Source organism: uncultured Fretibacterium sp., assembly GCF_938030725.1.
Taxonomy (GTDB): Bacteria; Synergistota; Synergistia; order Synergistales; family Aminobacteriaceae; genus Fretibacterium.
In genome coordinates this window covers 1-12679 of record NZ_CALHIQ010000163.1, presented here as the reverse complement: position 1 = coordinate 12679, position 12679 = coordinate 1, and the positions used below count along the sequence as shown (strand labels likewise).

Here is a 12679-nt window from a genome sequence, read left to right as displayed (position 1 = left end):
GATTCGGCGGAACTTCGACGCCATCGTGGACTTCGCTGGGGTTGAGAAGTTTTTGGACACGCCGGTGAAGCGCTACTCCAGCGGCATGTACGTGCGTTTGGCCTTCGCCGTGGCTGCGCACCTGGACACGGAGATCCTGATGATCGACGAGGTCCTGGCGGTGGGTGACGCGGAGTTTCAAAAGAAGTGCAGGGGAAAGATGGACGAAGTGAGCCACAAGCAGGGCCGGACGATCCTGTTCGTCAGCCACAACATGGAGGCAGTTCAACGACTTTGTTCGCGAGGAGTGTTCCTGCAGGATGGGCGACTACAATTCAGCGGAACCGTTGTCGATGCAGTAAAAAAATATAAGGAATCTCAAGGCGTTGTACAATCTTTCAGTAATATAGAACATGTTGCAAGGTCGTCAGTATACCCGGGAGAGTATGTGAGGATACTGACGTTTGGGATTTTTGACGGGCAAGGGCGCGAGAATACCGTTTTCAGGATGGGGGAGGATATCGTTTTTCACCTTGGCATCAGGGTGTTGCAGAGGGTGAAAAAGCTAGAACTGGGGATAGGGTTCAGAAATTCTGCAAACCTTCCCGTGCGCTTTCTAGTGTCCTCATGGGATGATTGTCCGTATGCCTTATCGGCGGGAGAGTACCACTTCGAGATTACCGCACCGGAGATAAACCTCTTCCCCTCGACCTATAGCCTCAATTGCTGGGCCATGCTTGATGGAGGGGCCTGTGCTGACGACAACGTTTCTGACGTCGCCAACATTGAGGTGATTGAGCACGATATCACCGGAAACTTCACACGGTTCAATATTGCCAACACCTTTTCTGTCTACGACAGCAATGGGCACGTCTCCTACGGCAAAAGTCTCTGGAGGATGATCTGACAGCCATGAAGTACATGACGATGTTTGATCTGGATGGCACGGTGACTGCATGTGAAACCCTGCCACTCATCGCAGCAGATTTGGGAGAAGAAGCGAGGATTTCCGCTTTGACCGTCAAGACGGTCAGGGGGGATGTTCCTTTCGTGGAGGGGTTCATCACACGAGTCAATATCTTGAAGGAGTACTCCGTTGAACGTATTGCTAGTGTCGTCCACTCCGCCCCGCTCCATGCTTCCGTTGTGGATTATCTGCATCAATATCGTGAGAACTGCCTTATCGTCACCGGCAATCTGGACTGTTGGGTAGAAAAGTTGATGCGGGACATCGCTTGTCCCTATGTTGCCTCGGAGACGCTGTGTGCAAACGATCGTGTGCAAAAAATTTTGCGTATCGTAGACAAGGCAGATGTCGTCAGGGAATATCAAGACAAGGGTTTTCGCGTCGCCTTTGTTGGGGAGGGGAATAACGATGCGGAAGCGATACGCGTTGCCGATGTTGGCGTTGCCTTCGGAAAGGTGCATTGGCCATCGTCTTCTGCGATGCAATTTGCCTCCCATGCCATATTTGACGAGGATGAATTATGCCGTTTTCTAAGACAGTTATCATAAGCTGCGCGGGGGTGGGGTCGCGTTTAGGATTGGGACAGACTAAAGCTCTGCTTCCCCTTCAAGGACGTCCTCTGCTGCACTGGCATCTCGACATGCTTAGGGATGTGGAGGACGTGCGTGTGGTTGTGGGGTTTCAGGCCAATGAGGTTATCAAAGCGGCGCTTGAAGTTCGAAAAAATACGACATTCGTTTTCAACCACAATTATTTCCACACCAAGACGGCCGCAAGCGTGTCCCTGGCGTGTCGGTATGCGCACGAGGCCGTGTTCCTTCTGGATGGAGACATGATCATCCATCCGGACGATATGGCGCGCTGTCTTACGCAGAAGGAGCCTTTCGTGGGTGTGGCGGCTCCTTCATCTCAAGAGTGTGTCTATGTTCAGACGATGGGAGAATACGTTGAACGCTTTTCCAGGAGATCGGGGACGCTTGAATGGATCGGGCCGGCTCTCCTGCCTCGTGATATTTTTTCCTGTGTTAGCGATGAACACGTTTATGAGGTCATTGAAAAAATTTTACCCCTGCCCTACATCAAGGTGCGCGCGATGGATATCGATACGTTGCAGGACTATGAAAGAGCTCAGGTGTTTTTCAAGGAGTGGAGTTTAGAATGTTGAAAAATCAAGATAAAATTTTCCACTTTTACGAGAAGGGGGATCCAGCCATTGTCGGAATTTACCCCCTTTGCACAGGAAATCCTATCGAGCGCCCTTATCGCCACTATTATGAAGCTCGTACGTTGGAAAAGTATCTCCCTCAGGGAAACTTTTCCATGCTCGAGATTGGTTGCGGTGCCGGTCGCTGGGCCTTTGAGTTTGCCCATCGTCTTACTCGGTATGTGGGGCTCGACCTGAGCGCGTCACAGATTGCTTACGCGCAGGAAAAAGCACGGAAGAAAGGACTGGAACACTTGAGTTTTTTCTCCGTCAGCATAGAGGACTATATATTGGCCAAACAAAATGATGGAACTCAATCAGGTGTGAAAGACCAAAAATTTGATGTCGTCTATTTCAGTGCGATGTCTCCATACCTGGAGGATACCGTTTGGCTTGAGCTCCTCGAAAAAGTCAAGGCCCTTTTAAATAAAAAATCACTCCTGGTTGAACGTACGACAACAGGGGTTGGTAAACGAATCGTTTATGATCAGGATGACTATTACGCCGTCTACAGGACAGATGAAGAAATTGTCGATATCCTGGTTCGTGCAGGTTTTGGAGTCCCCAAGATCACAAGGAGCTATCCCTTCCTCGCTTCATCCCGTTTCACTCGGAGCCGATGGTTTCGTTATGCCTTAAATCCATTGCTCTGCCTGAACAAGAAAACGGTCTGGGAGCTGATGCGGCGATTTCTTTCCGTCAGAGAGGACTGTTACATCCTTGAGAATGGGAACCTCTTGGACCATAAATTTTTTGTCTGCACCCTGTGAAGGGGCAGGCCTTATTTTACCTCCCTGCTTTATAGAGGAGATACTCATGGAGAATTATTGAGATTATGGAAAAAAGTGCACCGCTAAAAAACAGGAAAAGTCTGGGCATTCTCGGCGGGATGGGACCTTTTGCCTCAGCTGAGTTCCTCATGGCCATTCTGAGTAACTTCCATGCTGATAATGATTCTCAGTACCCGAGGATCATTATGGACAGTAATACATGGATTCCCAGCCGTTCGCGAGCCTTTCTTTATGGAGAGGCTTCCCCGGTTCCAGGAATGATTGCCTCTTGCAGAGCGCTTGAAGGTTACGGGGTAGATTATATTGCTATTCCCTGCAACAGCGCTCAGGCGTGGCTGAATGAATTGCAACCCCAGGTATCCACTCCTATATTGGATATCAGGGAAATAACGACTGAAGCGCTTATCAACAGGTTCCCGCACTGCAACCAGGCAATTGTGCTTGGAGGTCCGGTAACCTATGGGTTGGATACGTATAAATTATACCTGGAGAAAAGAGACATAGAGTACCTTAAGATCAATGCAATTGAACAAAAAAGCGTTGAGGATATCATATACGCTTGCAAAAAAAATATTGATCGTCAGATTTTAAATGAAATGTATTCTAGGGTTTTATTGAGTTTTGAAAAGAAATATGGCCCTCAATGCGTAAAAATTTTAGGATGCACAGAATTTGGATTGCTGGCCTTTCCGTCTATGGACTTGTGTATCGTAGATTCGATGCATGAATATGCTGCTTTTACAGCGAAACTTTTAGATTGCAGGGATGAATCCGATAAATGAAAGCCGTTTTCCATATTCCTCCTAACGAATATACTTTTGTTGAAACGCTCCTAAGCGTTCTTTCGCGGAAATATCCTGATGTGGATATTCTTCTTGCCGTAGGCTCTCCGCAGGAAGCTGATGCAATCAAAGCGTTATCTCCGAATATAGCTGATACAGGGCGCTTTATTCCTTCCTCACGGATATATTTCCTCTTTCCCTTTCCAGCTCAGGTATATGTAACGCCGGAGCAGTATGGCGTTACTCCAAGGTATTATCCCTCTATCTGTTGTTTTCACGGGCAACCATCCAAGGGATTAACTCTAGCGAAAGGTTTAATTTACAATTTTAACTATTTTTTTTCGTATGGGCCCTTCCATACAAATGTATTGAAAAAATTCCTTGACAAAAATTTGGGTGGCATCCCCTCGCATCTTGAAATCCGAGACGTTGGGTATCCCAAGTCGGACCGCCTGATTCAGGGATACTGGAATCGAGAGGAGGTGCTTAGGGGCATCGGTCTTGATCCTGAACGGAAAACCCTGCTCTATGCTCCTGCTTTCAATGAGGGGGCCTCCCTGCGAGAGTTTGGCCCGCAGCTTGTCGGCCTTCTTTCTTCAATGGAAGGTTTCAACGTTATCATTAAGCTGTCCGTAGATAATTTCTCTGCGGCAAGCAATGAATATGCCAACGGCGGCGTAAACTGGTTCGAGGCACTAGCGAGTTTCGAGGCTCTTCCTCACGTCTACCTTTCCCGCGAGCGCTTGGTGGATCCCTACTTGGCGGCTGCTGACGTGCTGATTACAGATGTCTCATCCGTCAGCTTCGAGTTTATGGTCTTGGGGAAGCCCGTGGTGTTTATTGATACACCTTGTTTTTTCTCTCGCACGTTGAAAAAATATTTTCCCCACGAGGATACGGAAAAATGGAGGGCCCGACTGGACGTCAATGCGGGGCGTGAATTCGGGATCGTGGCTCAGAATCTTGAAGAGCTTCCGGAAGCGATTCGGACCGCTTTAGCAAAAGGCTACAATAAAGACTTTCGTGATCGTATGCGGGAGAGGCTCCTATACAACCCAGGCTGTGCCGCAGAGGCGGCTGCCGACGCCATCCATGATATTCTACTTCAAGAGTCTCGAAGGGGAATACTTGCTCGTGCTGTACGCTACCTTCACAACATCGTGAGGCCAGCAGCCTTAAAAGTGCTATTAAAACAGCTAGCCCCAGGACTTTTCTTAAGATTGCGTGCGCTCAAGAATCTTATTTCAAAACGGGTTGACTACGATTTTATCAACAGATCGGAGGCTGTTCATGATCGAAAAAATATTTGATGGGTCGATCTTGCTTGCGATTGTCCTACGCGCTGATTTCAAGGAGCCGGGGATTCACTTTCTAACCTCTCCAGAGCTCTCCCAGCAGCTGGCCTATATGAAACATCCTGCTGGAAAAATTATAGAGCCGCATGTTCACAATCCGGTACCACGTCAGGTTCACTACACTCAGGAGGTCCTCTTTATCCGGAAAGGACGGCTGAGAGTTGACTTTTATGACGAAAAGCGGGAATATTTGGAGAGCCGGGAGCTCCGCAGCGGGGATGTTATTCTTCTTGTCGCGGGAGGGCATGGCTTTGAGGTCCTTGAAGAGGTGGAAATGATCGAGGTCAAACAGGGGCCCTATGTGGGCGAAGGCGACAAAACCCGGTTTCCGGGCATTTCGTCCACACAGGTAGTTTATTCGAGAGCAGGGGAGGGCGACAATGAACGTTCCCGTCAATGAGCCGCTTCTGAACGGCAACGAGAAAAAGTACCTTGACGAATGCATCGATACGGGCTGGATTTCCTCTGAGGGGCCCTTTGTTACTCGCCTTGAGGAAGGGATGTGCCGCCTGACGGGGCGCAAGCATGGCGCGGCGGTGTGCAACGGAACCGTGGCCCTTGAACTGGCGCTTCAGGCGCTGGACCTGACGCCAGGTAGCGAGGTCATCATGCCTACCTTTACCATCATCTCCTGCGCGTCCGCGATCGTGCGCGCAGGTTGCGTCCCGGTGCTGGTTGACAGCGACCCTCTGACCTGGAATATGGACCTCTCCCAGGTCGAGGCCAGGATCACTCCCAGGACGGCCGCAATCATGGCAGTACACCTTTACGGCCTGCCCGTGGACATGAAGCCTCTTATGGCCTTGGCTCAGAAACATCATCTTGCCGTCATCGAGGACGCGGCCGAGGCCATTGGACAGACGGCTTACGACACGCCATGCGGGGCCTTTGGCGATATCAGCTGTTTCAGCTTCTACCCCAACAAGCACGTCACGACAGGAGAAGGAGGCATGGTGCTCTGCGACAACGATGCTCTGGCCGCTCGCTGCCGCTCGCTGCGCAACCTCTCTTTCGTGCCGGAGCGGCGGTTCGTCCATCGTGAGTTGGGACATAACTTCAGGATCTCCAACATTCAGGCAGCCATCGGCGTAGCGCAGATGGAAAAGCTGCCGGAGTCGCTGAGGAAAAAGCGCGCCATCGGCACCCGATATCAGGAGCTCCTGAAAGACGTTCAGGGAGTTCAATTGCCCCTGGAACGAACTCCCTACGCCGAGAACCTCTATTGGGTGTTTGGCCTGGTCCTGAACGACGAGATACCCTTTGAGGAACAGGAGTGTGAGAGGCGCCTTCAGGCCCTTGGCATCGGAACGCGCCCCTTCTTCTGGCCCATGCACGAACAGCCGGTCTTCCTCGAGCAGGGACTCTTTAAAGGGGAGCGCTATCCTGTGGCCGAGCGCATCGCGCGGCGCGGACTTTACGTTCCAACGGGCCTGGCCTTGACGGATGAGGCAATGCGTTACGTATCGGAACAGGTACACGCCGTGCTTGGGACAATGGAGCGCTGACGATGAGCGTCTTTGGAAGCTATAGCCGCTACTACGACCTGCTGTATCGGGACAAGGACTATCCTTCCGAAGCCCGTTACGTTGACGGCCTGATCAAGAAATACGTTCCTGCACCTTCTTCAATGCTGGAATTGGGCTGTGGAACGGGCCGCTACACGCGGGAGTTCGCACGCCTTGGGTACGTGGTGCATGGCGTGGACCTCAGCGCGGAGATGATTGACGAGGCCCGTAAAACGCCCTGCGACGGCGTGTCGTTCTCCTGCGGGGACATGCGGTCCTTGCGGTTGGGGAAAAAATTTGATGCGGTTGTCGCGCTCTTTCACGTCCTGAGCTATCAGACGATGGATGAGGACGTTCGTAGTGCGTTGACTACGGTTGAGGAACATTTGAACCCCAGGGGCGTTGCCGTTCTAGACTTCTGGTATGGTCCCGCGGTTCTCAGCCAGAAACCGGAGGTTCGTTTTAAGGAGGTCTCTGACGCTTCGATCGAGGTGTCCCGTATCGCTCTCCCCGTGTTGCATGATGATATCAACGTAGTGGACGTCAACTACCGGGCCTTTATCAAAGAAAAAAGCTCCGGTCGGATCGATGAACTACGGGAGTGCCATCGGATGCGGTATTTTTTCGATGCCGAAATCAAGCGTTTTATCCAGGAGGCGGGGATAGCGTTCCTCACCATCAACGCCTGGATGACGGAGGCGACGCCAAGTGAGGAGTCATGGGCAGCGGTAACTGTAGGACAACGGCAATGAGCAGGTTTCTCATCGTCTTTCCGTGTGATACCCTGGCCTATTCTCCAACCACCTTAAATATAGCGGAGATGTTGGCTGATATCGGAGACGTCGATATGATCACGCTTTGGGATGCGCGCAACCGAAGCGCAGCAGAGAATTTAAAATGTCGTTTTTTTTACGTCCGCATCCCCTCCCTGGCGCGACGCATCCTGCAGCACTTCCTCAGGCTCTATGGGTGGCTCAAGGCCCTTTTGCTCCTCTTTAAGCTGAGGCAGCATAAGGGACATTACGACCTGATCTTTGCTGTGGACTCGCTGGGATACTACGTGACGCGCAGGGTTTATTCAGAAAATGTCATCTACGTGTCCCTTGAGATCTATGACGACATCTGGCTGGCATTGACGAAAAAAGCTGGGGTGAAAATGCTTCTGATACAGTCTGAGCTTCGGAAGAGATTTCTCTTTGGAGACGCTTCGATCCCATTTAAGATCCTGCCGAATTCGAACAGGCAGATGCCTCCATCCAAGCCAAGGGCGCAGAAGGGCTTTCACCTGATCTACATGGGGGCAATCTATCCGGTCCACGGAGTTGAGTTCTGTATTGACGCCCTGTCCGTCCTTCCGGAACCCTTCACCTTGACGCTGAAGGGCGTCCTCAGCGAACGCTACCGGAGCGTCCTGACAAAAAAATACGGAGTGCTGCTGGCCTCGGGACGGCTGAAGATCGACAGTTCCTATACGCCTCAGGAAGAGGTCGCAGAGTATCTGAGGGCCTTTGACGCAGGCCTTTGCTTTTACGACATTGAAGGTAAGTTAAGGGGCGACTTTAATTACATCTCCTGTCCCTCCGGGAAGATGTACTCTTACTTTGCGGCGGGCATCCCCATGCTGGGGCAGGACGTGCCCGGACTGCAGGAGGTCCTGCATTATGGAGCAGGAGTTCTGATCAAAAATCTGTCGCCTGATGGAATGGCTGAAGGGCTTAGAGAGCTGTTCGACGATTACGCGCAGTTCGCCGAAGGGGCAATGCGCGCAGGCAGGGCTCTGTGCTTTACTCCACATTTCAAAAACATCTTGGCGGAGCTATTGGAGGATGTGAATTCAGAGGGCGGTCGGCAATGAATAACAGGTCCACCCAACTGCTCAAGGGCCTGAAGCGCCTTTACCGTTCCGCGCTGCATTGCTGGGCCGAGATGATGACAAAGGCTTCGCCGCTCGTGATCGTTCCCCTGAGCGGCGGACTTGGGAACCAGATATGGCAATACTCCGTTGGAATGGGCGCACAACTCGCATCGGGGCTACCTGTGAAGTTTGGCATAGATTGGTACAAGAAGTTTGGGCTGGATATTCAGGGCAAAGAAAAACGTGATTTCGAGCTCCTGCAGACGTTCCCAACGTTGTGGATGGAACTGGCCGATGCGAACGAGGAGGCTTTTTTTCGACGTTATTATTACTACGAGCCCAAGTACTTCTCCGTCTTCGACAGCGTAGTGTACAATAGCCTTAAAGCGCGCTACATCGGCGGGTTTTGTGCCAACAGTCAATATCTCAGCGTACTTCCTGCCGAATTTTGGAATCAGTTTTCGTTTGCTGACGATGTTGTCCGCAGAAACGAAGCCTTGGCACAAAGGATAGCAGGGACTATTTCAACAGCAGTACACGTCCGAGGAGGGGATTATATTGGGTCAATGCATGACGTCATTACAATAAATTATTATCGAAAAGCCATAGATATCCTGCAAAAATCCCTGGGACGCCAGGATGTTACATTTTATATTTTTTCCAACGCCCCGATGCTATGCAGGAATTTTTTCCCGGAGCCTGGAGAAAATATCCATTTTCTTTGCGAGGATATGGGGCGCTCACCGGCGGATGATCTGTACCTTATGACGCAGTGTCGGCACCATATTATCGCAAATTCCACCTTAAGCTGGCTCGGTGCATGGCTTTGCGCGAACCCGGCAAAACGTGTGATCATGCCGGGAACCTGGTTCAACGAGAAGGCGCCAAGTTATATACGACGTGGTAGTGAAACGGCGTTTCGCGTCGACGGTTGGATAACCCTAGCGGTGGATTAAGTCATAGAACTAAAAGCTATGGTAATATCTCATAAAACAGCAGTAACTTAGAGCTGTATGAGATGTTGACCCCAATGAGTTACATGCTTTTTTACAGATACGCACATGAACACGATTTTTGTTTTGAAGCGTTGGTGGGCGGAACGTTAAAATCCTGTTTTTACACCAGGGAAGGGTGATAAAGCATGTCGGGAATAATGAGCATCATCATCGCCACTAAGAACCGCAGCGGCGAGATCAAAAAACATGCACTTGCAAGCCTGGAGCGTTCGACCTTTCGAGATTTTCTCTGCGTGGTCTGGGACGCCAGCCAAGACGAGGAAACTCGGAGGGCAGTGGAGGATGGAGCGTGGACGTTTCCTCTGAAGTACTTCAGGGCGCCACGGTCCGGTCTGGCCTCCCAACGCAATGACGCAGTGAAGCAGATCCTCATGCACGAACGTTCCATACGCTACGTCCTGTTTATCGACGACGACAGCGAGCTGTCGCGCGACGCGCTGACCGGGGTAACAGCAGCGTTTGGAGCTCCGAACGTGTGGGGGGTCAACATCCCCCACGTCCCGCAGCTGGACGCAGATGGGACCTATCACGGCCCAGAGCCGGAACGCCCTACGCCACGGCGGATGACGCCCTACCTGCACAACCGAAGCTGTTGCCCTGAACAACATGGCATTCCCGTCGACTGGCTCAGCGGGTGCGGGATGGCCTTTCGCAGCGAAACCTTCACCCAACTGGGGCTGCGCTTCCCTGAGGCCTTTCAGCGCTTCGGCGGGTACTCTCTGGGGGAGGACTCGGGATTTTCCTTTTACTTGAAGAAAAAGCTTGGCAAAACGCTGGTGAACGCACCCTGCGGCGCGCTGTGTCACCACGTTTCCGGCGCTGCGCGGCTCGACGTTGCGGGCATGACCGCCTCAAAATGGTATAATTTCCACCTGTTGTTCGACGCGATTTATGACGGCGTCAGCGGCCCGCAACTGAACGTTTATCGGCTGAATTTCAGCCTTTTCTCTTATGCCGCTGCTCTGAAGGTCCTCTTGCGCGCGAGGAAGCCCGATTTAGCTGCGATGTTGCGGGGTATCCGGGCGGCCAGGGGAGCGCTTGCAGAGTACCGCAGGAACGGAAACGTTCAAGGGTTGTTCCGGGAGAATTGAACGATGGAGGCAGGCAGATGAAGACGGCATTGATCACGGGCATCACCGGGCAGGATGGCGCCTACCTGGCTTCGCTTCTGCTGAAGAAGGGCTACAGCGTCCACGGCATCAAACGGCGCAGCTCGATCTTCAACACCGCCCGTATCGACGGGCTGTACAGGGACCTGCACGAGGAGGCCCCTCATTTCTTCCTTCACTACGGCGACCTGACGGACGCCTCGAACTTGATCCGCATCATTCAGCAGGTCCAGCCGGACGAAATCTATAACCTGGCCGCTCAGAGCCACGTGAAGGTTTCCTTTGAAACGCCGGAGTACACGGCGGACTCCGACGGAATCGGAACGCTTCGCCTGCTGGAGGCCATACGCATCCTGGGCATGGAAAAGCGCACGCGGTTTTATCAGGCCTCCACCAGCGAGCTCTTCGGCAAGGTTCAGGAAACGCCCCAGAGGGAAACGACGCCCTTTTATCCACGCAGTCCCTACGCGGCTGCAAAACTTTATGCCTACTGGATCACGGTAAACTACCGCGAGTCCTATGGCCTGTTTGCCTCAAACGGCATCCTGTTCAACCACGAGTCGGAACTGCGCGGCGAAACGTTCGTGACGCGCAAGATCACGCGCGCGGCCGCCCGCATCGCCCTGGGGCTTCAGGACAAGACGTGGCTGGGGAACCTGGACGCGAAGCGGGACTGGGGGCACGCCGAGGACTACGTCGAGGCCATGTGGCGCATCCTGCAGCACGACCGGCCGGACAACTTCGTCATCGCGACGGGTGAAACCCATTCAGTGAGGGAGTTTGCCACGCTGGCCTTCAAGGAGGCGGGGATGGAACTCGAGTGGCGGGGAAGCGGACTTGACGAGGTGGGCGTCGATGCCGGGACTGGCCGTGTCCTCATCGAGGTGGACCCGCGCTACTTCCGTCCCACGGAGGTGGACCTGCTCCTGGGGGACCCCGCGAAGGCGGAGCGGGAGCTGGGCTGGAAGCGCAAGGTGTCGTTTTCGGACCTGGTGCGGCGCATGGTCCGCTATGACCTGGACCTCTTCAAGAAGGACATCCTGATCCGGGATGCAGGCTACGAGGTGCGCAGCGCACTGGAGGAACTGTGATGGATGGGATGGAGCAAAACGCCCGCATCTACGTCGCAGGCCACGGAGGCCTGGTGGGCTCCGCCCTCGTCCGGCGCCTGACGTCTGCGGGATTTTGTAACCTCCTGCTCCGCTCGCACGGGGAGCTGGACCTGCTGTCACAGCAGGGAGTGCAGGACTTCTTTGAAGGCGAGAGGCCGGAGTACGTCTTTATGGCCGCGGCAAGGGTCGGCGGGATCCACGCGAACGCTGCCTATCCGGCGGACTTCATCTGCGAGAACCTCATGATGGAAACGAACGTCATCCGCGAGAGCTGGCGCGCGGGGGTGAAAAAGCTCCTCTTCCTGGGGAGCTCCTGCATCTACCCCAAGTTCGCGCCGCAGCCTATCCCGGAGGACGCCCTCCTGACCGGCCCTCTTGAGCCGACCAACGACTGCTACGCCCTGGCCAAGATCGCGGGGATCCGGATGTGTCAGGCGTACAACCAGCAGTACGGGACGAACTTCATCTCCGTCATGCCCACGAACCTCTACGGGCCGGGAGATAACTTCGGCCTGGAGAACTCTCACGTCCTGCCGGCCATGATCCGAAAGGTCCACGAGGCGAAGGCGAGGGGTGCGGAATCGGTGACCCTGTGGGGGACGGGAACGCCGCGGCGGGAATTTCTCCACGTCGATGACCTGGCTGATGCCTGCCTCTTTCTCATGGAGCACCATGACGGTTCGCGCATCGTGAACGTCGGGACGGGGGAGGACCTGACGATCCGCGAGCTGGCGGAGAAGGTGTGCGCCGTCGTCGGGTATGCCGGGCGTGTCCTGTGGGACGAGGGCAGGCCGGACGGCACCCCCCGCAAGCTGCTGGACGTCACCTTCCTCAGGGAGATGGGATGGCGCCACACCATCGATCTGGACGAGGGCATACGCCGGACGTACCGATCCTTCCTTGAGGGCAACGTGCGGGACATCTAAGGAAACACTGATTAAGTCGTTAGGAACTGTCACCCGTATCGTCTCCCTTCAGTGTCTGAAACTTCATCAGGCCGCGCG

At 53.5% G+C, this 12679-nt stretch carries 14 protein-coding genes; all 14 read left to right on the top strand.

Annotation, left to right across the window (positions count from 1 at the left end; translation table 11 throughout):
- Nucleotides 1-886: Wzt carbohydrate-binding domain-containing protein (locus Q0629_RS09270; RefSeq protein ID WP_298781716.1), on the top strand; the 886-nt coding region annotated here is incomplete at its 5' end.
- A 5-nt stretch (nucleotides 887-891) separates the two neighbouring features.
- Nucleotides 892-1494, top strand: coding sequence for an HAD-IB family phosphatase (locus tag Q0629_RS09265; RefSeq protein ID WP_298781713.1), 603 nt, complete (start codon nucleotides 892-894; stop codon nucleotides 1492-1494).
- A complete protein-coding gene (locus tag Q0629_RS09260) occupies nucleotides 1467-2111 on the top strand; it encodes an NTP transferase domain-containing protein (protein WP_298781710.1) in 645 nt (214 codons plus the stop codon). Before Q0629_RS09265 ends, Q0629_RS09260 begins: the two co-directional genes overlap by 28 nt.
- Nucleotides 2105-2920 carry a class I SAM-dependent methyltransferase gene (locus Q0629_RS09255; protein ID WP_298781707.1) on the top strand — a complete coding sequence of 272 codons (816 nt, stop codon included), beginning with the start codon at nucleotides 2105-2107 and terminating at the stop codon, nucleotides 2918-2920. The genes Q0629_RS09260 and Q0629_RS09255 overlap by 7 nt, the downstream gene beginning before the upstream one ends.
- 65 nt (nucleotides 2921-2985) lie before the next feature.
- Nucleotides 2986-3723, top strand: a complete 738-nt coding sequence (locus Q0629_RS09250; protein ID WP_298781704.1) for an aspartate/glutamate racemase family protein — start codon at nucleotides 2986-2988, stop codon at nucleotides 3721-3723.
- Complete coding sequence (locus Q0629_RS09245; protein WP_298781702.1) at nucleotides 3720-5033, top strand: CDP-glycerol glycerophosphotransferase family protein; 1314 nt, start codon at nucleotides 3720-3722, stop codon at nucleotides 5031-5033. Before Q0629_RS09250 ends, Q0629_RS09245 begins: the two co-directional genes overlap by 4 nt.
- Nucleotides 5014-5478: a hypothetical protein gene (locus Q0629_RS09240; protein WP_298781700.1), complete on the top strand. Its 465-nt coding sequence runs from the start codon at nucleotides 5014-5016 to the stop codon at nucleotides 5476-5478. The genes Q0629_RS09245 and Q0629_RS09240 overlap by 20 nt, the downstream gene beginning before the upstream one ends.
- On the top strand, nucleotides 5459-6583 hold the full coding sequence (locus Q0629_RS09235; protein ID WP_298781698.1) for a DegT/DnrJ/EryC1/StrS family aminotransferase: 1125 nt from the start codon (nucleotides 5459-5461) through the stop codon (nucleotides 6581-6583). The genes Q0629_RS09240 and Q0629_RS09235 overlap by 20 nt, the downstream gene beginning before the upstream one ends.
- 2 nt (nucleotides 6584-6585) lie before the next feature.
- On the top strand, nucleotides 6586-7335 hold the full coding sequence (locus Q0629_RS09230; protein ID WP_298781695.1) for a class I SAM-dependent methyltransferase: 750 nt from the start codon (nucleotides 6586-6588) through the stop codon (nucleotides 7333-7335).
- Nucleotides 7332-8438, top strand: a complete 1107-nt coding sequence (locus Q0629_RS09225; protein WP_298781692.1) for a hypothetical protein — start codon at nucleotides 7332-7334, stop codon at nucleotides 8436-8438. Before Q0629_RS09230 ends, Q0629_RS09225 begins: the two co-directional genes overlap by 4 nt.
- A complete protein-coding gene (locus Q0629_RS09220; protein ID WP_298781689.1) occupies nucleotides 8435-9394 on the top strand; it encodes an alpha-1,2-fucosyltransferase in 960 nt (319 codons plus the stop codon). Before Q0629_RS09225 ends, Q0629_RS09220 begins: the two co-directional genes overlap by 4 nt.
- Nucleotides 9395-9579: 185 nt before the next feature.
- Nucleotides 9580-10545 (top strand): glycosyltransferase family 2 protein, encoded by a 966-nt coding sequence (locus Q0629_RS09215; RefSeq protein WP_298781687.1) that lies wholly within the window; start codon nucleotides 9580-9582, stop codon nucleotides 10543-10545.
- Nucleotides 10546-10562: 17 nt separating this feature from the next.
- Nucleotides 10563-11654, top strand: coding sequence for a GDP-mannose 4,6-dehydratase (gmd, locus tag Q0629_RS09210; protein ID WP_298781684.1), 1092 nt, complete (start codon nucleotides 10563-10565; stop codon nucleotides 11652-11654).
- Between the two features lie 8 nt (nucleotides 11655-11662).
- Entirely contained in the window at nucleotides 11663-12601 is a 939-nt protein-coding gene (locus tag Q0629_RS09205) for a GDP-L-fucose synthase (RefSeq protein ID WP_298781718.1), read from the top strand.
- Nucleotides 12602-12679: the final 78 nt, after the last annotated feature.

Coding starts and splice junctions, on each gene's coding strand:
- Q0629_RS09240 (WP_298781700.1), top strand. CDS start 5,014: ATGATCGAAAAAATATTTGATGGGTCGATCTTGCTTGCGATTGTCCTA.
- Q0629_RS09235 (WP_298781698.1), top strand. CDS start 5,459: ATGAACGTTCCCGTCAATGAGCCGCTTCTGAACGGCAACGAGAAAAAG.
- Q0629_RS09255 (WP_298781707.1), top strand. CDS start 2,105: ATGTTGAAAAATCAAGATAAAATTTTCCACTTTTACGAGAAGGGGGAT.
- Q0629_RS09215 (WP_298781687.1), top strand. CDS start 9,580: ATGTCGGGAATAATGAGCATCATCATCGCCACTAAGAACCGCAGCGGC.
- Q0629_RS09260 (WP_298781710.1), top strand. CDS start 1,467: ATGCCGTTTTCTAAGACAGTTATCATAAGCTGCGCGGGGGTGGGGTCG.
- Q0629_RS09245 (WP_298781702.1), top strand. CDS start 3,720: ATGAAAGCCGTTTTCCATATTCCTCCTAACGAATATACTTTTGTTGAA.
- Q0629_RS09250 (WP_298781704.1), top strand. CDS start 2,986: ATGGAAAAAAGTGCACCGCTAAAAAACAGGAAAAGTCTGGGCATTCTC.
- Q0629_RS09205 (WP_298781718.1), top strand. CDS start 11,663: ATGGAGCAAAACGCCCGCATCTACGTCGCAGGCCACGGAGGCCTGGTG.
- Q0629_RS09265 (WP_298781713.1), top strand. CDS start 892: ATGAAGTACATGACGATGTTTGATCTGGATGGCACGGTGACTGCATGT.
- Q0629_RS09230 (WP_298781695.1), top strand. CDS start 6,586: ATGAGCGTCTTTGGAAGCTATAGCCGCTACTACGACCTGCTGTATCGG.
- gmd (WP_298781684.1), top strand. CDS start 10,563: ATGAAGACGGCATTGATCACGGGCATCACCGGGCAGGATGGCGCCTAC.
- Q0629_RS09220 (WP_298781689.1), top strand. CDS start 8,435: ATGAATAACAGGTCCACCCAACTGCTCAAGGGCCTGAAGCGCCTTTAC.
- Q0629_RS09225 (WP_298781692.1), top strand. CDS start 7,332: ATGAGCAGGTTTCTCATCGTCTTTCCGTGTGATACCCTGGCCTATTCT.